The sequence below is a fragment of the Desulfovibrio diazotrophicus genome (assembly GCF_902498985.2).
Lineage (GTDB): Bacteria > Desulfobacterota > Desulfovibrionia > Desulfovibrionales > Desulfovibrionaceae > Desulfovibrio > Desulfovibrio legallii.
This window is the reverse complement of sequence record NZ_OX346397.1, coordinates 81,538-102,635: the sequence shown is the minus strand read 5'-3', so window position 1 is coordinate 102,635 and position 21,098 is coordinate 81,538. Positions and strand designations below refer to the sequence as shown.

Below are 21,098 nucleotides of genomic sequence, written 5' to 3'. Positions count from 1 at the left end.
GGGTATGGGTCGCAGGGTGGCTAGCAGGTGTGCTTCTAAGCCGCCTGCGCGGCGGATAACTGCGCGCCCATGCTGCGCTGACCCTCGTGGTACTTCTAAGCCGCCTGCGCGGCGGATAACCGCTGGTGCATCGACATGAGCGGCATTTTCAACTTCTAAGCCGCCTGCGCGGCGGATAACGGGATATCCCCGTCGTGCGGCGTGTCCAGTAGCTTCTAAGCCGCCTGCGCGGCGGATAACTGGCGTCACCGTTGCACACCAGCCAGTCAATACTTCTAAGCCGCCTGCGCGGCGGATAACCACGCAGGGACGCACCAGAAACGGTCTCTGGCCTTCTAAGCCGCCTGCGCGGCGGATAACAATTTCCGGCAAAACCCCGGCCTTGCGGGCAACTTCTAAGCCGCCTGCGCGGCGGATAACGTACAAAGCCGCGGCCCTCTTGGCCGCAAGGACTTCTAAGCCGCCTGCGCGGCGGATAACGACAAGGCGGGCATATCTGCGTGGAGCAAGGTCTTCTAAGCCGCCTGCGCGGCGGATAACGAGGGGTGCGGCGACAAGGTAGCCTCGCACACCTTCTAAGCCGCCTGCGCGGCGGATAACGCTGTATCACCGCAGGAGATATTTATGTCAGACTTCTAAGCCGCCTGCGCGGCGGATAACCTGTCATGGTGCCCAAGAGGGGCTCCCAATCTCTTCTAAGCCGCCTGCGCGGCGGATAACGGCAACATCTGGTGGATGTATGCGGCGCGCACCTTCTAAGCCGCCTGCGCGGCGGATAACCAAGATGTTTCCGCCCCCTGGCGGCGTGTAGCCTTCTAAGCCGCCTGCGCGGCGGATAACAGAGCGCGGAGTACAGAGAGCGAGGGGGTGCGCTTCTAAGCCGCCTGCGCGGCGGATAACGTGCAGGGCGCAAGCCGTCAGCCCCCAAAACGCTTCTAAGCCGCCTGCGCGGCGGATAACTTGTCCGTACAAGCCAAGCCGGGAATTTTCCCCTTCTAAGCCGCCTGCGCGGCGGATAACGGCAAGAGTAGCGTCTTGTCTTGCGCGTAGGCCTTCTAAGCCGCCTGCGCGGCGGATAACTGCCAAAAGAAAAGACTTGACATTCATAAGCTCTTCTAAGCCGCCTGCGCGGCGGATAACTGCCAAAAGAAAAGACTTGACATTCATAAGCTCTTCTAAGCCGCCTGCGCGGCGGATAACACCAAGGGCCCCGGCTGGGCCTGGCGCTTCTCCTTCTAAGCCGCCTGCGCGGCGGATAACCGTACAAGATAGACAGACGCGGAGCAGTTGTCCTTCTAAGCCGCCTGCGCGGCGGATAACCCCTCGGTTTTTGACAATATTCCCCCGCATTTCTTCTAAGCCGCCTGCGCGGCGGATAACGCGTAGCGTGCCCCACAGTTGCCGCGTGTGGGCTTCTAAGCCGCCTGCGCGGCGGATAACATATGTACCGGAGGCATATCGGGACCCGGTTGCTTCTAAGCCGCCTGCGCGGCGGATAACGCCTCGCTATACTTGGCACCTGGAGTGACGTGCTTCTAAGCCGCCTGCGCGGCGGATAACTACGGCCGCTCTCCGGCTATGGATGTCTTGCCCTTCTAAGCCGCCTGCGCGGCGGATAACCCACGGCCCCTGTTCTCCAGCAACCCCCGCCTCTTCTAAGCCGCCTGCGCGGCGGATAACATCGAGTACCAGGCCATCGAGGCACGCCGTCACTTCTAAGCCGCCTGCGCGGCGGATAACAAAACCTTGGACAAACCCCGCTGGGGGCAGACCTTCTAAGCCGCCTGCGCGGCGGATAACGTCACCCCGACCGCACATCCGCCGGGCGCACTCTTCTAAGCCGCCTGCGCGGCGGATAACCGAGCGCCGCCGGGCTCTCAAAAGAGGGGAAACTTCTAAGCCGCCTGCGCGGCGGATAACGGGCGAGGCCCTTGGCGTGGGGCAATTTGAGCGCTTCTAAGCCGCCTGCGCGGCGGATAACTGCGCGCCCATGCTGCGCTGACCCTCGTGGTACTTCTAAGCCGCCTGCGCGGCGGATAACGGGCGGCAGCTTAGCATCCGGCCAGTAAGTAACTTCTAAGCCGCCTGCGCGGCGGATAACGCGGTGATACAGCCTGCGAGGTTTTCGATAGCCTTCTAAGCCGCCTGCGCGGCGGATAACCGTTATGCTAAGCGCAAAAGAGGGTGTGCGATCTTCTAAGCCGCCTGCGCGGCGGATAACGCATCTGTATGTGCTATGCGTCTTCTCAAACACTTCTAAGCCGCCTGCGCGGCGGATAACTTCCGGCACGTACCCTTCATACTGCTCGACGGCTTCTAAGCCGCCTGCGCGGCGGATAACATGTGCGATGCGTATCGACGGGCGCATCAACTCTTCTAAGCCGCCTGCGCGGCGGATAACGATTTGGTCGCCATCTTCGTTTCTTTGGACGGCTTCTAAGCCGCCTGCGCGGCGGATAACATTTTCATTTTCTGCTCCTTTCCCCCGCGATGCTTCTAAGCCGCCTGCGCGGCGGATAACATAGCGGCTTCCTTGCCTTTGATTTCCAACAGCTTCTAAGCCGCCTGCGCGGCGGATAACAGGTAGGCCAGCAAGGCCGGGCGGATCAGGTACTTCTAAGCCGCCTGCGCGGCGGATAACTTTGAGCACGAATTTCAAAACTTCACGCGAGCCTTCTAAGCCGCCTGCGCGGCGGATAACGTGCTTCTCCGTCACCTTGTCAAGCCCTTTAGCTTCTAAGCCGCCTGCGCGGCGGATAACTTGCAAGGATGACCGGGCTTGCATATCAGACGCTTCTAAGCCGCCTGCGCGGCGGATAACTCCCTTATGGTACTTGCTTTGCCCTTTATCATCTTCTAAGCCGCCTGCGCGGCGGATAACCGCAACCTCTGGTGCAACCGCTGGATCTCGCTCTTCTAAGCCGCCTGCGCGGCGGATAACAGGTAGGCTAGGTGGATCAGGTAGGCCAGCAACTTCTAAGCCGCCTGCGCGGCGGATAACACTTGCCAATGCAAGCACCCCATAATCGTTAACTTCTAAGCCGCCTGCGCGGCGGATAACACGAGGAGCTTCCGCGCCGCCAAGCGCGGTGCCTTCTAAGCCGCCTGCGCGGCGGATAACGTGGAACACCCCAAACTTATGGCGGGGTCGTGCTTCTAAGCCGCCTGCGCGGCGGATAACGCCGAGATGGTGCTGGCCGCAGAAAATAAATTCTTCTAAGCCGCCTGCGCGGCGGATAACTGCCTAAAAGTTCTCGCGTTCCTTGCGCCAACGCTTCTAAGCCGCCTGCGCGGCGGATAACTTGTAAAGTTAGGCATTTTTTTTCTCCTTTTTCTTCTAAGCCGCCTGCGCGGCGGATAACCCATCTTAACAAAACGGGGCAAAGCCCCGAAACTTCTAAGCCGCCTGCGCGGCGGATAACCCTGAGCACACAATGTCGTTGTGCGCCGCAACCTTCTAAGCCGCCTGCGCGGCGGATAACAAAGCCTTCAGCTTCAAGATATTTTTTGGCAACTTCTAAGCCGCCTGCGCGGCGGATAACTCAAGTTTAGCTTGCTTCAGTACCCCCAGTTACTTCTAAGCCGCCTGCGCGGCGGATAACATCTTTCCCGCCGACCTCAGACAACGCAGTCACTTCTAAGCCGCCTGCGCGGCGGATAACTTTGGCGTAGTGCTCGGACCAGATCACCCAGCCTTCTAAGCCGCCTGCGCGGCGGATAACAACTTAGGGTGCTTTTCTCTAGCGGTTTTAATCTTCTAAGCCGCCTGCGCGGCGGATAACCGCGGTGGGGTTCCCTTTGGCCTGCTTAACGACTTCTAAGCCGCCTGCGCGGCGGATAACTGGCCTGCCTGCCTGATCTGTCCAGCCTTGCTCTTCTAAGCCGCCTGCGCGGCGGATAACTTCGCCGTCGATAATGCCTAAAACGGTATATTCTTCTAAGCCGCCTGCGCGGCGGATAACCCTTGTTATTTTCCCCAGCGGCAGCCCCTCGGCTTCTAAGCCGCCTGCGCGGCGGATAACGCTGAGCGCGTCAAACTCCTGCGTGTCTTCGCCTTCTAAGCCGCCTGCGCGGCGGATAACGGTGAGCATTAACGCTGCTGACCGTTCACACACTTCTAAGCCGCCTGCGCGGCGGATAACGTTTTTCGAGCGTCAAAGTGCAGCACGTTTCCCTTCTAAGCCGCCTGCGCGGCGGATAACGCAAGGCTAGGTGGATCAGGTAGGCAAGGCTACTTCTAAGCCGCCTGCGCGGCGGATAACTCCTCGGGGCATCCGTCGCTCTTTCTGACGCTCTTCTAAGCCGCCTGCGCGGCGGATAACGGTATTTGCTCCTTTTGAGTTTTAGCTTTACACTTCTAAGCCGCCTGCGCGGCGGATAACACACTCAAGCTAAAGCCCTAACTAGGGATACACTTCTAAGCCGCCTGCGCGGCGGATAACGTCGTCGGATATGGTGATTTTCTGCGGCATCTCTTCTAAGCCGCCTGCGCGGCGGATAACATTTGACTATTCGTGATCTGGAAAAGTTCGCACTTCTAAGCCGCCTGCGCGGCGGATAACGGTTTTCGACAATGTAGTTCACGGCCTCGTCACTTCTAAGCCGCCTGCGCGGCGGATAACAAGACAAAAGACACCCCCCACCCCCGCAAGCGCTTCTAAGCCGCCTGCGCGGCGGATAACGGCTCCACGGCGGACGCGGTGTACGGGGTGATCTTCTAAGCCGCCTGCGCGGCGGATAACGGATTGGGAAGAAGAAACCCACGTCATTATCACTTCTAAGCCGCCTGCGCGGCGGATAACGCATTCAACCCGTCGGCACGCGGCGAGGATTGCTTCTAAGCCGCCTGCGCGGCGGATAACGGCCAACGGGCGCTTTGTGGTCATGGCAGGTTCTTCTAAGCCGCCTGCGCGGCGGATAACTTTCAGGCGCAAGCCAGCGGCCCTGACGACATCTTCTAAGCCGCCTGCGCGGCGGATAACGGAAACAAGCCTTTTGATAAGCAGCCCATTATCTTCTAAGCCGCCTGCGCGGCGGATAACGGCTCCACGGCGGACGCGGTGTACGGGGTGATCTTCTAAGCCGCCTGCGCGGCGGATAACCAATAAGGTCAGAATTAAATCTTACATTAAACCTTCTAAGCCGCCTGCGCGGCGGATAACTCAGGGCTTGCTTGTCCCTTGCGTTCCGAGCTCTTCTAAGCCGCCTGCGCGGCGGATAACACAAAGCTCGGAAGGGCAAAGGAGTATATCATCTTCTAAGCCGCCTGCGCGGCGGATAACTCCCTTGCAGTACTGGCCCTGCCTTTTGTCATCTTCTAAGCCGCCTGCGCGGCGGATAACAAAGAAAACGTAACTTTTCTTCATGTGTCAGGCTTCTAAGCCGCCTGCGCGGCGGATAACAGCTAACTAGGGGGCTTGAGCCGAGCTAACTACTTCTAAGCCGCCTGCGCGGCGGATAACTTTCGATGCCTTCAACGATGAAGTGCAAAAGTCTTCTAAGCCGCCTGCGCGGCGGATAACTTTCGATGCCTTCAACGATGAAGTGCAAAAGTCTTCTAAGCCGCCTGCGCGGCGGATAACATCTCTTTGTATTTGGCAAGCTGCCAGCCAGCCTTCTAAGCCGCCTGCGCGGCGGATAACCGGAAACTGCACCGATGGCCGCGGGGGTGATACTTCTAAGCCGCCTGCGCGGCGGATAACTTGACCAGCTTTTCACCTCGCCGGACTTCTTCCTTCTAAGCCGCCTGCGCGGCGGATAACACTCGCGTGGAAAAACCTGTGGGGTAACTGGACTTCTAAGCCGCCTGCGCGGCGGATAACGCGATACGGCCCCACGGCGGACGATGTGTACGCTTCTAAGCCGCCTGCGCGGCGGATAACGGCAAGCACTGTCGCCGCGTCCCGTTCCTGCTCTTCTAAGCCGCCTGCGCGGCGGATAACTAGATCGCGGCAAGGAAAAATCCCCGCAATTGGCATAGATGCAGGCTCTTTCGCCTCCGGAACTTCAAATTCCTGCACTACGCACAACTACCTTGCATCAATCATCTTTCTCACACAGCTTTTGGAGGAAGCCAAAAAGGTAGTCCAGCACCTCAGCTTGCTGGCAGCGTTCAATAAGCGCTTCGCGAAACTCCTTCTGCGACTTTTTGGCAGCAACGCTGACAAAAGCCGTCGGCATGACAAGGGCATCTTTGATGACATCCGCAAGATCAAAAACCAACGCCCCCCGACGGGTTTTGCCGTGCAGCAGGGGCAGAGAAAAACTTATGCCGAGCCCACACAGAGCCACAGAAGCATAGCCGTAAGCAATATAGTTGCCATGGTCCAGAAAGCCATTGCACACGTCGGCCTGGGTGGCGCGGCTGTTTTTACCCTCCTCTCGACTAAAAGAAAATTTGAATGCTTTGGACAGCAGGGCATAAAGGCCCTTGGCCCAACGGGCCTCGGCCAGCAGCAGTTCCTGGGTGGACGCGGCCTTATCCACCGCCGCCAGCAGGGTATCTCGCAAGGCCAGGGGAAAGGCCACGCCAGCGGCCTGCAGTCCGGCCTCCCTTTGCCATTGGCGTTCCGCATACCGTGCACGCTCGTACAGCAGCAGGCGGCCCAGCCGCAGCCGCGCCGCGTCGTCCAGCCAAAGGCGCATCCATTGCTGCATATATTCCGTGGGGCGGTACTCGCTTTGCGGCGCCAGAAAGGCCATATCCAGGGCACTGAACAGGGGCGAACCGCCGGAGCCGCAAAAGCCCACCATAACATTAGCCCCAGCCAACCGCCGCGCTGCGGCGTCCGTAATGGACGAGCCCTTTCCCAGAAGAATAAAGGCCGTATTCCGTTCAGGAAGATTAAAGAAACGCTCCAGTTCCCCCTCGTCCTGCGTCGCAAAAACAAGCCGGTCATCCATCTGCAGCACACGCACGTGCTCCAGATAAAAGACATTGGCGCGTTTGGAGAGCATGACCGGCCTTGGATTCCGGCGCGATTTTTCCTTCATGGCATTTTTTCTCCTCTGCGGCCGCCGGGCCACTCCCATGCCGCAGCTGGGGACAGCCCGGCGAGCAGACCTAACGCCGAGCAGGACCTGTCCGTCCCCTCAAAGGACCTCCCGGCAAAAAGGCTTTTCCGCAAGGCAAAGACATTGCCTAGTTGCGCCGCGCGGCAGGGCCATCAGGGCATGTCCGGCACGCAAAAGAGGTTGTGTGCGCTGCACAGGCCATAACTGTTGGGCAGGCATTCGCCCTGCGGCGGCCCTCCCGACTCGCGCCAAACGGCTAGGCTAAAACGCTGCGCCGTGGTTGTGCTGGTAAGGATAAAGTAGTCCATACGCTCCTCCGCCATGGCGGCCATGCGACGTTGCCGCAACTGCCCATGCTCCGCGCCGGCTTTGCGGTCGCTGCGCAGGCTGGGCACCCGATAGCGCCGAAAGGCCGCCCACGGCCCGGCATAATCGGCGGGCACGGCCAAGGGATAACGCAAATGGGCATAATCGCGCAGCCAGGCCGAACGGGACAACGCCTCTGCCAGGCGGTCCAGGTCTGCCCTCCCGCTGGCAAAAACGCGCAACGTGCCCCCACCGGATTTGCGTACGGCTTCCTGCCCGGCGGGGATGGACAGGGCATAGGTATGTGGTTGCGCGGCAAACAGGGGATGCAGGGCGGCCAGCATGCGCCCCCGCAACAGGGGGGCGCTCAGACCCGTGGTTTCGCCCGCGCCTACGGCCTCCAGATCGAAATAGACCAGTGGCTTCATAGCTAGGCGCTCTCAGAAAAAACGCCGCCGCGAATAATGCAGGCCAGCAAAAACATGCCTTCGGGCGTATCCGGGTCCATCTCATCCACCCGGAGCATATACCCGAAGCCTGAATGTTTTTTTTCGTTCCGGAAAAACTCCTGGGCGTCCAGGCTGGCGCCGTTGGGCTCCACGGGGAGGGGCAGTCCTCGTTCCGCAAAGGCGGGGTACCAGGTGTCTATGGTGCGCAGGGCATTGCCCACCTTCTGGTCGCGCAGGGCCGCCTGCCCCAGCTCCTGCACGCTGTGTCTGTCCTGATTTTTTGGGGGTTCGCCCACGCAGTACAGGGGCCGCGCAAAGCCGGTGGCCTTGTTTTCCAGATAATTTTGCGAGGGAAAAACCTCCAAAGCGCCGCGCAGGCCAAAGTCCACGTCCGCCTCCACCCGCAGCACGGCGTCGCCTTCACCCTTCAGACCGGCAAGAATGCGCCGGGCCACAGCCTTTTCGTCATCCGTGCAATTGTCAAAGTCGCGCAGCGGCACGTTCAGAGCGTCAAAACGCACGTCCAGGCCGGTTTTGTCCCGCACGCGCACGTCCACCTGTGCCGCCACGGCCCGGTTGCGCCACAAAAAACGGCCGTTGGCCAGATTGCGCGCATAGCGCTGGGCCAGTTCCTCCAGACCGGCGCAGGCCTTGCCACGCGCGATAAAATCCTGCAGCGCGGCGCGAAAGTCCCGCAGGTCGTCCAGATTGTCTTCCTTGCTCGGCGCGCAGGCAAAGAGCGCCCCTGCCATATCCAGAAAGCGCGTCTCAAACCACACCCGCAGCCTGACGGCCTGAGGGTCCAGCTTGGCGGAATCCGTGGTCTGGATATTGGAAACTTCCGGACGGGTCGCGCTTTTGGCGCTGGAGTCCTCTTTCTTGCCAAATTTGTTAATGTTTTGCGTTCCGCGTATGCCATGACGGATCACGGGCAGCGGTGTGGTGGAGCCGCCTTCAAACACATTGAGGAACAGGGCGTCCGTGACCAGAAGGCAACGTTGGAAAGAAAGCACACCAGGCAGCTTTTTGAACATCTTGGCCATGATAATTTCCTTTTTTGCTAAGAGTGATCGGGGTCCTGCCAGATTCTGAACACGTCGGGCGCAACCCACTGCGGCCGCCACAGCGTCCGCGCAGCCGCGTCCTCTTCCAAACAGCGGCGCAAAGGCACATACTGCACCAGCCCCACCAGCGGTTCCGCAAAAGCGTGGTCATACCCTTCCCGCGCGCCGGCGCGTTGCTCAAAGGGGGTAATGGCCGCATAACCTAGGCAGGCGGCGGCCAACCAGCCGGTCTTGGCCGCAGAGGAAGGCTTGCGGCCCAAAACCTCCACAAAGGTTGCGGCGCGCTGGTCAGCGGCTACCCCAGCCAGCAAATCCTGCCGGTCCCGCACCACATAGCCCGGACCCACCCGCCGCAGGGCCTCTTCTAGGTCGTCCGTCAGTATGGGGGCGCGCAGGCCCGTGATGATGCCGCCGGCCAGCCGCCGACGACGGACCATGCCCGACACGCCCTCTGTGGCGGCCAGATCACGAACACCCACCACCAGTGACGCCTCTAGATGAGCGCAGGCCACGGGCTGCAGGGCCAGCGCATGCTTGTTCTTAGAAGAATAATCAGTGCCGGAAGGGCCGAACGTCAGGGCCGCTCCGCGCCGCAGTTGTGGATTGAAATTCCCATAAAAGTACTGGCCCAGCGGTGAAAGACTGTGCAGGACAAAGGCCAAGGAAAGCACGTCGTCCGCCATATCCACATCGCGGCCCAGAGCGTGGGCCAGGAACCAGGCCGGCAGCACAGGCGGCCCCCCCATGAGAAAGGCGGCGTTGTAAATGTTCGCCCCCTGCACCCGCAGATGGGGAAGAACCAGGTAGTTGATCATCGGAACACCCCCTCCATAATGCCTTCCAGCCCTGAGCGGGCTGCCCCGTCAAGCCGCAGCAGGCTCAGCCCCGTGCGCGCATTGGCCGCCAGCATGCGGGCCACAGTGAGCTCAGCCATTTTCCGTGGCCACTGTGCGCACAAGGGGCGCAGATTGGGATCCAACAGTCCCCGCAATACCGTAGGACGCACCTTGGGAGAAACCAGGGCGTAGACCTCAGGGTCGGTCTGCGGGATCAGTTCTTCCTGCGGCAGCAGATGGGCAAAGGTGATGAGCGTCTCCCTGGCCTCGGCCGCCAGGTCCAGCACGGCCCTGGCAATGCGGGCCACAAGGCGCTCTTCCTCCTGTCGCGTTTCCATAGTGATGCGGCCCAGTCCCTCGGACACGAGCAAGGCCTGCTCCCGAAAGGCCGCATAGTCCCGCACGGCCTGATGGAAGCCCCCCGGCGCGTGCACGTCCAGATCCACGCCTTTGTGGTAGAGGGCAAAGGCCGCCCGCACGGAGCCGCAAAAGCCGGGCGCCCCCACCATGAGCGGACGCTGCATGGAGCGCACCAGGCAGCCCACATTCTGCGGGTTGGCCCCACCGATGCCGAACTGCGCCTGCCGCAAGCGGCGCAACGGCCCTTCCGGGTCGGCCTTGGCGGCTGCGTTGTGGCAGGTCACCAGCCCTGTTTCCGGCGCAAAAAACAGGGCGCACAGGCTGCCGGAGGTAATGGGCGTCATGCTCACATATCCGTCCGCCGCGTCCGCCTTGGGAATGAGCACCTGACGCAGGCGGTGGTCCACTCGCTTCGTGCCCGTGCTGTAGGCTGAAGAACGGGCCTCGCGGATGCCCTCCTTGACCGCCGCCTTCTCCTCGGGGCCTGCGGCTGCGGCTTCGGGGGCATCGGCCAGAATCAAATTGATCTGCTTCATGATTCCCGCTACTGCCGCGCCGCCCTCCGCGTAGTCCAGGGGAAAGGTAAAACCGCCGCCCAGCAAGGTGCGCAAAGAAATATAGGGCAGGTCCAAAGCCGCTTCCGGCTCCAGGCGAATGCCCACAAGTGCGGCATTGGAATTGACCGTCTTGGCGTTGAAATGCACCAGACGCCCGGTTTCTTCCCGATATTTTTCCGGCGTAAACGTTTTCCAGGTGTTGCTCATGGCGCTCCTTTCCGATCGCGCGGTCACCGCTCCTGCGGGTTTCTCCAGATACCGAATCCCCCATCATAGACCAAAACTTCCGTGCCCATGCCGGCGGCAAGCTCCACCTGCATGCCCACTTCAGGGCTTATGCCAGCCGCGCGGCACAGGGCGTCCATTTCTTCCGGGGCAAGGGCCAGCCATGCATTGGGCAGGGCTGGCGTCATGCGCATTTCGCGCTCGTTTTCCACCCAGCCCGCAGCGTCCTCACTCACGTCCCAGCGATAAACCCGGGCAACGTCGTCCTCCCAACGCAACAGCCAGTGCTGCTGCAGGCGGCGTTCACGCAGCCTGGTGCCCGCATACGGCGTTGCGGACATGCGAAAGGCGTCCACGGGCGTGCGGTTGAACAGGCCCGCCCCATCTTCGCCCTGACCAAAAAAACGTCCCACATCCCGCTGCACGGCCTTGTCGTCCGCACGGGCAAAGACCGACCCGCCGCCCAGACGCAGCCCGGCATGTACTGTCAGACTGCCGTTCTCCCACGGCAGCAGCTGGGCCAGATCGTGCCCCCTGTAGTCAGCATACAAATTTTTTGTTTCATACCCAGGGTGCACAAAGGCCGGGGAGCCAGGGCGCCCCTTGCCGCAGTTTTCGCAATGGCGCAGATTGTATTGCAGTATAGCAATATTATATGTGCCTTCAAGCCTCAAAAACCGGTGCCGGTTGACGCGCCCGGCGGCCTGCACCAATGACTGCGCGCTGGAAGGCTCCAGCACGGCCCAGTCAAAATCGTGGTCCCGGCCCACTTCCTCCACAGGCGTGGCCACCACAATAAAGGGCACGTCCGGCCCGGCGGCGCGAGCCACGATTTCCTGTATTTCCACATCGGCACGAATATGTGCATCGCCGTTTTTGCGCCGCAGCAACTGGTCCAGACGGCGTTCTTTGTGAAACCGGCTGATGCGCCAGTCTCCGGCGTGATAGCAGGCAATGCGGGCCCCTGGCAGGGCCTGGGCCAGCGCACGCGCCACGACCACGGCCCCGCGGATATGGGCCATGCGCACCAGCCCGAAAGAAGTCCGCCGCCCGGGAGAAAATTCCCAGGCATTGGCCGCGTGCAGCCTTTGCACGGCCTGCAGCACCGCCGCCTGAAAGCCCTGGGAGCTCGGCTCCACGGCCTGCAAAAAAGCCCGACGCAGAGGTGGGGCCTGCCGCAGCCCGGCGGTCAGACGCGCCAGGTGCGCCGCGTACTGCCGCACAAAATCCTCGTGCCCGGCGGGCAGTTCCTCCGGCCCCAGGCTGTCGTCCACGACAATGACGCCCCCGTCGCCCACGGCCTTGTCCCACGTGTCGACCAGCGCGCCGCGCAGTTGCAGACCGGAAATCCAGGCCGCATGCACGGCCTCGGCCGTGGGCTGAGCCAGCGTGGCCGAAGAACAAATCACGTTGCGCCCAAAAAAGGCGCACAACTGCACCAGGCGCAGCACCGCCACCAGCGCGCCGGACTCATAGCCATCTATTTCATCCAGAATAAGGTCTGAGGTCAGCAGACGCAGCAGGGCCTTGACGTGGTGGCCCTGCCGATCCGGATCCCCCGCTGCTGCCAGAAAATCGATGGTCGAAACCAGCAACGGTGCGCCTACTACGGCCCGTTCCTTGGGGGTGCGCCAAAAAGGCTCCATCCATGCAGGCAGGGGGCCCGTTTCTCCGTGACAAACCAGGGGCGCTTCCGTGTCGCCGCCATATTCGTCCCGCATGCCGTCCGCGTTCCGTTCCCAGTTAAACAGCTTTTGGGTCACGTCGTCGCCGATGACGGTGGCTGTGTCTTCCGGCAAAATGCCGCAATCCTTGCGCAGGGCCTCGCCCGTCTGCAGGGTCAGGCTGCGCAAGTTGAGGGCTACGGCGCAACGCGGCGCGGCCTCGCGCGCCAACAGGCAGGCGGCTCGCAGATTCATGCGGGTTTTGCCGCTGCCCGTGCCCGCCATGTTAAAAACCAAACAAGGTTCCTGAGGATGCGCCTCGCGCCACCGTTCCAGAGCTGCAGCGGCCCGGTTCTGCCAGCGGAAGCGGGGAGCAGCGTCGGCGGGGGCCAGCACCGCCTCCAGGGAAGCTGTCTGCAGCCCTTCCAGGGCGCTGTCCCCGCCGAAGGCCAGCCGTCCCATACGCCAAGCTGCCGTGGCGGCTGTGCGGGCCACAGCCTCCAGATGCCAGAGCAGGGGCTGGTTGCAGCGCCGTTGCCCGTTAACAAAAGACGTATTGGCGGCGCAGACGTCTGCTCCCGGCGGCGTGGGGCAGACCTGAGCGGAGACTGTGTGGTCCGCAAAAATCAAAGCGGGCCTGGCCAGCGTCAGGCAGGCCCACCAAAAGAGCGTAGGGTCCGCGCCCGCGCGTGCGGCGGCCATATCCTGCAGCCTGGCCCGCAGCCCGCGAAGCCGCTCCAGCAAGGCATCCGGCGCGCCGGCATGGGGCTGCGTGTACTCCGGCGGAAGCCCCCCTTCTGTCCGCACATGGGAACCTTTGACGGAAGGAAGGCCCACATGGCAAAAAGACCGTCCCGGCCCGGAGGCGTCCCCGAACAGGCGGTGGTGACTGGCCACAAGATATTCCAGGGCCTCCTGGGCATTGCCCGGCCCCGGTTTGCTTTTGACGCCCTGCAGGCGTTGCAGCAATACAGATGAGCCGCCGTCGGCAAGACTCTGCCAGGCCGCGTTCCAGTCCAGCCCCTGATCCAGAGCGTGGAGCAGACAGACGGAAAGCCACTCGTGGCGCGCGCAGTCGCGCTGCTGCTGCGAGGTGCGCAGCTTGTGCTGAAAATGGCGGGTGGCCTTGCCCAAGTCGTGCGCCAGACCAGCGGCCTGGGCCAGCAGGCACACGCAGCGCAGCCAAGGCGGCGTATCTGCCCCTCCCGACCGCAGCCGGGATACGGCCACGGGAACGCGGCCGTCCGCCGCAAATCTGCCCCGCGCGCCCACAATCCAAACCAGCCGCATGCCCCGGGCGGCCTCGTTTTGGTAGCAGGCCACGGCCGTCTGGCGCGTGGCTGCGCGACGCAGCACAGTGTGGAGCTCAGCCAGCCCTTCCATGGTCATGGGCGCAACCCAAGTGCGCCGCCCTATCCTGACGGCGTAGCTGTCCAGAACGGCCCGCGTTCTGCGCAGGGCGCGCTTTTCGCATTCCGAAACAAAAATAACGTGCATGGCTTCCCCACAAGACGCAACCATCTACGGCCACACATGCAGCGCGGAACCTTTGCGAAGAATGCTACAGCCTATCAGCCTAAAAGTACAGAAAAAGGAATAAGTACGACAACCCTGCGACATTCACGCCGGCCCGGGGCCGCCGGAAGGATGCGTGTACGACGGCTGGGATGCCCTTACAGCACTTCGTAAATGCGGGCAAAGACGTTGTCGTAGACCAGCTTGAAGTAGGGAGAAAAGCGCGGATTGTGGGCGTCGCCCAGAAGCAACTGGACCATGAGGGAATTGTAGAGGCGCGCGTCCATGGCCAATTTTTCGCCGGTGACGCGATTAAACAGAAAGTTGATGTTGCGGCGGCCGGCAAGGAAGGCGTCCTGTTCTTCCCGCGTGGCTTTGGGGTGCGCGGCGAACCACTCCTGCACATAGTCCCGGCGGCTTACGCCCGTTTCCTCAAATACACTGATGGAAGCGGGGTAGATGGCGCTGGTGCTGCCCTCCAGGCGCACTTCGCCGCTGTCGAGCTTGTAAGCCAGAGCCTGGGGCACGATGGAAAGCGCCCCGCCCTCGCCGCTGCGGGTGACAAAATTCCAGCTGCCAAAATTGCTGATCCAGAAGCCCAGACGCAGCATCTCAAAGCTGACCACCAGAAAGACCCGACCCTGAGCCGCAATGAGGGGCGTTTCCGGCGAACGCAGCGTGTCCATAAGGGCCTGCGCCTCCTGGCCGTCCATATCCTCAAAAACCTTGCCGGGCTCATTGCCGTGCTGCGCCGTGTAGCGGATAAGCTGCCGGGCAAAGCGCGGGTTGTCCGTGGCAAAGACCGCCGCGGGCAGATAGAGGGAAGGCCCGGCGTGCTCCGCGCCGTCGGCAATGGTGGGCCGCCGGGCAAAGTGGTGGGCCGCGTAGCCCCAGTCCCACCAGAGCCAGAGCATGGAATCTTCCGGCGTCATGGTGCGGACGCGGGTCAGGGCGTCGGCGTGCCGTCGATTGATCATGGGCCCTTGCGACATAGCGGGAATCATGTCCACAAAAGGCGCCACCAGCAGGGCCAGCACTACGCCGGAGGTCAGAAGACCGGCCACGCTGCCGCGCAGTCCGGCCCGCAGCAGACGCTGCCACAGCCAGAACAGAGGCAGGGTCAGCCCCACAGCCACCACGGGCGCGCCAAACATAACCATGCGTCCGCCCAGCTTGGTGCTCAGCAGGGCCAGGGCCGCCAAGGGCAGTAAGAACAGTGCTCCCGGCCGCCGGGCCACCACCAGAACAAAGCCCAGCAGGCCGACTACGGCAGCCTCCATCCAAGGGTGAAAGTAGGGCAGCAGACCGCTCAGGCTCAGATCCTGCACCTCGATGATGGACTGCGCCACCGAGGGGTAGACCAGCATCGCGCCCTCGCCCGTGCTCTTTGCGTCGCCCGCGTGTTTGAGGTAGGCGTTGGCCTGATTGGCGATGGTTGTAAGGATGTCCCCCTGCAGCGCCAGGCCAATCACGCCCAACCAGAGCAGAACCAGCACCCAAGGACGGCAGAACAGCCGCCGCAGCCGGTAGCCCGGCCGCGTGCCGGCGGTGAGCAGCAGCAGACTGAAGACCAGCCCCGCGGGACCGGCCAAAGTAGGCAAGGCGTAAGCCAAGCTACCCAGCAGCAGCAGAGCGCGCCGCCCGCGCGGGGCCATGACCAAGCTCATGAAGGCCAGCAGGCCCACGTTGTAGCGGATCAGGTAGGGAAAAACCGAATGCCACTCCTGCGTCCACCACGAAACCACGCCGGAGCAGCCCAGCAAAACCACCCACTGCCAGCGCAAGGGGTTGCCCAAGTGCTCCTCGCGCGTGAGGGCGGCGGCCAAGGGCGGCACAGGCCCCTGGCGCCGGAACAGCCGCCGCAGGCTCAGCTGGCCGGCCCCCAGAGCCAGGCGGCGCAGTACCATGCGCGGCAGCAGCATATAGCGCATGGCCCAGCTGGCCGGGGCCAGGGTCATAAGCAAGGGGAAAAAGAGGGTCACCAGATCTGTATCATAGTAGCCCAGCATGGTGCGGGCCAGAAAGCCCGGCGCAAGGGTGGTGAGCACGCCGGCCGCCACGCCCGCTTCCAGACTGCCCAGGGCCCAGACCCAGGCAAAGACGATAACCGCCACCAGACTGGACAGCACCGGAGGGAACCAGAAGCCCACGGCCGCCGGATAGGTGTGCAGCAGGTCGGCCAGGGCCTTGAGCATGACGGCCATGGGGTGGCCTACGGCCCTGCCGAAGCCCTCGGCCCCGGCCACCCAGTGGTAGGCGTCGTGCGTGGCCAGCAGCCACTCTTCACCCAGTCGGTATTCGGGGTTCTGCCAGCAGGGCCATTCCAGCATGCGCAGCCCAAAGGCCAGAGCCAAGGTCACCAGCCCCCAGAACAGGCCCCGGAGCCAGAAGCGCGGCAGCGAAGCCGTGGGCGGCGGCACCGCCGCCACTTCAGGGCGTTGGACATCCGGACGTGCGGCGAGGGGTTCGCCGCAAGGCGTCGGGGGTACGGGGGGCTGTGCCGATTGCGCCGCAGAATCCATATCGCAGGTTCCCGTGCCGGTCAGGCGGGCTTGTCCGGGCTGAGCGCCCAGAACCAGCGACCGTCGCCCGCTGCCGCGTAAGACTGCCGGTCCACGCAGCGCCAGGGCGCGGGCAGCCGGTCGGGCACGGGCTCCAGCGCCAGGCAGACCAGCACGCCGTGCGGCCGCAGCCGGTCGCGCACCAGGTCCAGCAATTCCCGCCAGGGCATAAAGGCCCGGCTGACAATGCAGTCTGCCGGGCAGCACTGGCCCTGAAAAAAGTGTTCCACCGTACCGCGAAAAACGTGTGTGGCGGACATATCCAGCCGCGCCAGGGCGTTGGAAAGAAATATGGCGCGCTTTTCGCGCACTTCCACCATATAATACCCTCCGTCAGGCCAGACCAGCCGCAGGGGCAAGCCCGGCAGGCCCGCGCCCGCGCCCAGATCCCAGGTCAGCGGGGCCGCGGGCAGCGGCAGCCGCCGCAAAAACGGCCCCAGGTGCAGGCTGTCCACCACCAGACGGGTAAAAATATCCCTCCAGGCGTGCGGCCCCACCAGATTCATAACCCTATTCCAGCGGGTCAGCAATTCCAGATAGACCGCCAGGGGCTCCACCGCCGCCTTGGGCAGTTCCACGCCCGCGTCCTCCGCCAGACGGGCCAGGGCTGCCCTGTCCACCGATTCCTGCTGCATGATTGCATGTCCTTATTGTATGCTCCGGCGCTGCAGCCGGTCTTTACCCATATCCTTGGCGGACGGGACTTGCAAGCCCTGCGCCGATAACGTAAAAAAAAGGGCTTGCGCGCCAGCCGCGCACACAGGGAGGATTTTGCATGAACCAGCCCATTCTGCTTTTTCCCGGCCAAGGGGCGCAACTGCCCGGTATGGGACGCGACTTGGCCGACGCCGACGCCGAGGCCATGGACCTTTGGAAACAGGCCGAACGCTGCAGCGGGCTGCCCCTGCGCGAGATATACTGGGAAGGCGACGAAGCCGCCATGAGCGACACGCGCGCCCTGCAGCCCGCCCTCACCGTGGTGGGGCTGAACCTCTGGCGCGCCGTGGCCGGTCGCGTGCACCCCTGCGGGGCCGCGGGGCACAGCCTGGGCGAATACAGCGCCCTGGCCGCCGCCGATGTGCTCAGCCCCCAAAGCGTGCTGGAAATCACCGCCCTGCGCGGCCGCCTCATGGCCGAGGCCGATCCTCAGGGGCTGGGCGGCATGGCCGCCATCCTCAAGCTGGAACAGCCGCAGGTGGAAGCCCTGGTGGAAGAAAGCCTGGCCGAAACCGCGGGCCCTCTGCGCATCGCCAACTACAATACCCCCGCGCAGTTTGTGGTCAGCGGGGCCAAAGCCGCCGTGACCCTGGCCTGCAGCAAGGCCAAAGAACACAAGGGGCGCGGCCTGGAGCTCAAGGTCAGCGGGGCCTTTCACAGTCCCCTGCTGGCCGAGGCCAATAAAGAGCTGGCCATACAGCTGCGCAAGGCCGTGTGGCGCAAGCCCCGCTTCCCGGTGTACAGCAACGTCACGGGCAAGGCCGTGCGGGACGGCGAAAGCGCGCGGGAAACCCTGCTGCAGCAGATGACCTCTCCTGTGCTCTGGATCGACGTCGTGCGTCATCAGTACGCCGACGGCGCGCGCCGCTGGCTGGAGCTGGGCCCCAAGGCCCTGCTGGGCAAGATGGTGGCCCCCTGCCTGAGCGGCCTGGCCGAGCCAGCCCAGTTGCAGATCGACCTGGTCAGCGACGGCGAAAGCGCCGCCGCCCTGGAAAACTGACCCATTACGCGGCGGCCCTGCCCCGCATTGTCAAAACACAGCACAAGGACACCCATTTTTATGCGCGCCACAGAAACCCTGCGCACGGCCCTCAAGGCCATTGTTGAAGAAGAAGGCCTGCCCTGGCCCACCAAAACCGTCATTGAGCCCCCGCGCGAGGCCAGACACGGCGACCTTTCCACCAACCTGGCCCTGCTCCTGGCCAAGGAGGCCAAGGCCAATCCGCGCGATCTGGCCCGGAATCTGGCCGAAAAACTGCTGGCGCGCTGCCCGGACGTGGCCGCCGCCGAAGCCGCCGGACCGGGTTTCTGCAACGTGACTTTCAGCCCGGCATACTGGCACGGAGTGGTGCGCGCCGTGGAGGCCGAAGGCGCGGCCTACGGCGAAAGCGCGGCGGGCGGCGGGCGCAAGGTGCTGCTGGAGTACGTTTCGGCCAATCCCACGGGGCCGCTGCACGTGGGGCACGGGCGCGGGGCCGCCGTGGGCGACAGCCTGGCCCGGCTCCTGCGCAGGGCGGGCTACCACGTGGATACGGAATATTATATCAACGACGCTGGCCGCCAGATGCGCCTGCTGGGCCTTTCGGTCTGGCTGCGGGCACAGGAGCTGGCGGGCCGCCCCGTCACCTGGCCGGAAGAGTATTACAAGGGCGACTACATCATCGACATCGCCCGTGAGATGCTCGCCGCCGACCCCGGCCTGGTGGACCTGCCTGACGCACAGGGTCAGGACGTGTGCTATGAAAAAGCCATGACGGACATCCTCAACGGCATCAAGGCCGATTTGCGGGAGTTCCGGGTGGAACACCAGCGCTGGTTCTCTGAAAAGACTCTGGTGGAAGGCGGGGCCGTGGCCGCGGCTTTTGACGCCCTAACCAAGGCGGGCTATACCTACGAAAAGGACGGAGCCTTCTGGTTCGCCACCCAGAAGCTGGGGGACGACAAGGACCGGGTGCTGCGCAAGTCCGACGGCAGCCTCACCTACTTCGCCTCGGACATCGCCTACCATCACGACAAGTATGCCCGCGGCTATCAGTGGTGCATTGACGTCTGGGGCGCGGACCACCACGGCTACGTGCCGCGCATGCGCGCCGCCGTCACCGCCATGGGACGGCCGCAGGAAGATTTTGACGTGGTGCTCATCCAGCTGGTCAACCTGCTGCGCGACGGCAAGCCCGTGAGCATGTCCACGCGCGCGGGCACCTTTGAAACTCTGGCGGACGTGCTCAAGGAAGTAGGCGTGGACGCGGCGCGCTTCATGTTCCTTTCGCGCAAGAGCGACAGCCCTCTGGATTTCGACCTGGAGCTGGTCAAACAACGCAGCCTGGACAACCCCGTGTACTATGTGCAGTACGCCCATGCCCGCATCAGCGCCGTGCTGCGCCGCGCTGCGGAACGGGGCGTGCGCCTGCCCGACGCCGTGACGGCTGCGGACCTGACCCCGCTGGACACGCCCGAAGATCTGGCCCTGCTGCGCAAAGCCGCCGGGTTTGAAGACATGCTCACGGCGGCGGCCCGCAACTTGGGCGTGCACCATGTGAGCCACTACCTTACGGAACTGGCCGGTCTGCTGCACAGCTACTACGCCAGACACCAGGTGCTGCTGCCCGACGATGCCCCCCGCAGCATGGCCCGCCTGGCCCTGCTGCGCGCCGTGGCCCAGGTGCTGCGCAACGGCCTGGACGTGTTGGGCGTAAGCGCGCCGGAAAGCATGTAGCCCCCATACGGGCACGCCCCTTGGGCGCGCGGTCTGCCGCTGTCGCGACATAGAACGGCCAATGCCGGAAGCGACACAGCCTTGCCCGCAGGGCACGGCCTCTGCCGCACGCCAAAAAAATCGCCCGGCGGGCTTATTACGCCGAGATTGCCAACGGCCCCCACACCGGGGGCCACAGCACAACCTTTGATTACAGGAGTCGCATGGCCGGTCCAGTACGTAAACCCAGGGTCCGCTCCGCGGGCGGCGCGCCGGAAAAGGAGCGTCGCTTCGCCCTGCGCCTGTCCCTGCCCGTGGCGGGCCTGCTGGCCGCCGTGCTGGTGGTGGCCGTGGGCTGGTCCTTCTTTATGGGCTATATGGTGGGGCGCGGACAAAACCCCGAACAGCGCGTGGAGCAGCTTACCGGCCTGGGCGGCGCGCCGGCCGCGCCGGCGGCGGAAAAGACGCCGGCACGCCCCTTGGCGGACACTCCTTTAAGGGATGCGGCCCAAACGGATACGGCCTCCAAGGCGACGCCGGACGCCGCCCCAGATCCGGAGCAGGCGACCGCTGCAGGCCCGAAACAAGATACGGCTGCTGCTCGGCCGGCGGCCCCCAGCGGCCCGACGACGCCCCCCAAGGCGGATGCCGGCAAAAGCAAAGGCCCCGCAGCCCCACAGCCCCCCGCCAAAAACGCCTACCCTTTTGCCAGGCCCAGCGGCGGCGGTCTGGCGGCCTGGGGCATCAAGCCCGGCCAGGAGGCCCCCGCGCAGACGGACACGGCGGCCCCCGCCGTTACAGGCGCTGTCCCGGCCAAAAGCGCACCTGCCGCCCAGGGCCAGTCCCGCCCGCAGACGGCGCAGCCTCTTTACGATTTTGTGTTCCAGGCGGCAGCCTTCAATAATGCGGGCGATGCGGACAAACTGCGCTCGCGTTTGGAAGGCCGGGGCCTGCGTACAGGCCTGCAAACGCGCGGCAAACTGCGGCTGGTGCTGGTCAACCTGCGCGGCACGGACCTGGACGCCGCCAACCTGCGGGAAGAACTCCAGCGCATGCACCTGGGCGCGCCGCTGCTCAAGTCCAAAAAGGCCGTTGCGGGCAAAAGCCGCAAATCCGGCCGCTGATCGAGGTAAAC

At 63.5% G+C, this 21,098-nt stretch carries 11 protein-coding genes and 1 CRISPR repeat array (1 of these 12 running past the window's edge); of the genes, 3 read left to right on the top strand and 8 right to left on the bottom strand.

The window, feature by feature from the left end:
* Positions 1-5,942: a CRISPR direct-repeat array (repeat unit 28 nt; unit sequence CTTCTAAGCCGCCTGCGCGGCGGATAAC); it reaches 1,170 nt to the left of the window's first position.
* A 97-nt stretch (positions 5,943-6,039) separates the two neighbouring features.
* From cas1f to J7I12_RS00405, 8 genes are all read right to left on the bottom strand, one after another.
* On the bottom strand, positions 6,040-6,993 hold the full coding sequence (gene cas1f, locus J7I12_RS00440) for a type I-F CRISPR-associated endonuclease Cas1f (RefSeq protein WP_288908031.1): 954 nt from the start codon (positions 6,991-6,993) through the stop codon (positions 6,040-6,042).
* Between the two features lie 173 nt (positions 6,994-7,166).
* Positions 7,167-7,748, bottom strand: a complete 582-nt coding sequence (locus J7I12_RS00435; protein WP_288908032.1) for a type I-F CRISPR-associated endoribonuclease Cas6/Csy4 — start codon at positions 7,746-7,748, stop codon at positions 7,167-7,169.
* Positions 7,749-7,750: 2 nt separating this feature from the next.
* Positions 7,751-8,812 carry a type I-F CRISPR-associated protein Csy3 gene (gene csy3 / locus J7I12_RS00430; RefSeq protein ID WP_288908033.1) on the bottom strand — a complete coding sequence of 354 codons (1,062 nt, stop codon included), beginning with the start codon at positions 8,810-8,812 and terminating at the stop codon, positions 7,751-7,753.
* 17 nt (positions 8,813-8,829) lie between these two features.
* Positions 8,830-9,648: a type I-F CRISPR-associated protein Csy2 gene (locus tag J7I12_RS00425; protein WP_302148709.1), complete on the bottom strand. Its 819-nt coding sequence runs from the start codon at positions 9,646-9,648 to the stop codon at positions 8,830-8,832.
* Positions 9,645-10,793 carry a hypothetical protein gene (locus tag J7I12_RS00420; protein WP_288908036.1) on the bottom strand — a complete coding sequence of 383 codons (1,149 nt, stop codon included), beginning with the start codon at positions 10,791-10,793 and terminating at the stop codon, positions 9,645-9,647. Before J7I12_RS00420 ends, J7I12_RS00425 begins: the two co-directional genes overlap by 4 nt.
* A 23-nt stretch (positions 10,794-10,816) precedes the next feature.
* Positions 10,817-13,972: a P-loop NTPase family protein gene (locus J7I12_RS00415; protein ID WP_288908037.1), complete on the bottom strand. Its 3,156-nt coding sequence runs from the start codon at positions 13,970-13,972 to the stop codon at positions 10,817-10,819.
* Between the two features lie 176 nt (positions 13,973-14,148).
* Positions 14,149-16,512, bottom strand: coding sequence for an STT3 domain-containing protein (locus tag J7I12_RS00410; protein WP_118229541.1), 2,364 nt, complete (start codon positions 16,510-16,512; stop codon positions 14,149-14,151).
* Positions 16,513-16,532: 20 nt separating this feature from the next.
* On the bottom strand, positions 16,533-17,189 hold the full coding sequence (locus tag J7I12_RS00405; RefSeq protein ID WP_380059440.1) for a 16S rRNA (guanine(527)-N(7))-methyltransferase RsmG: 657 nt from the start codon (positions 17,187-17,189) through the stop codon (positions 16,533-16,535).
* A 137-nt stretch (positions 17,190-17,326) separates the two neighbouring features.
* Here J7I12_RS00405 and J7I12_RS00400 point away from each other — a divergent pair, with 137 nt between their 5' ends.
* The 3 genes from J7I12_RS00400 (at position 17,327) to J7I12_RS00390 (ending at position 21,087) form a co-directional block, all read left to right on the top strand.
* A complete protein-coding gene (locus tag J7I12_RS00400) occupies positions 17,327-18,268 on the top strand; it encodes an ACP S-malonyltransferase (protein ID WP_118229539.1) in 942 nt (313 codons plus the stop codon).
* Between the two features lie 60 nt (positions 18,269-18,328).
* Positions 18,329-19,984: an arginine--tRNA ligase gene (gene argS, locus J7I12_RS00395; RefSeq protein WP_288908038.1), complete on the top strand. Its 1,656-nt coding sequence runs from the start codon at positions 18,329-18,331 to the stop codon at positions 19,982-19,984.
* 203 nt (positions 19,985-20,187) lie between these two features.
* Positions 20,188-21,087, top strand: a complete 900-nt coding sequence (locus tag J7I12_RS00390) for an SPOR domain-containing protein (protein ID WP_288908039.1) — start codon at positions 20,188-20,190, stop codon at positions 21,085-21,087.
* Positions 21,088-21,098 lie beyond the last annotated feature (11 nt).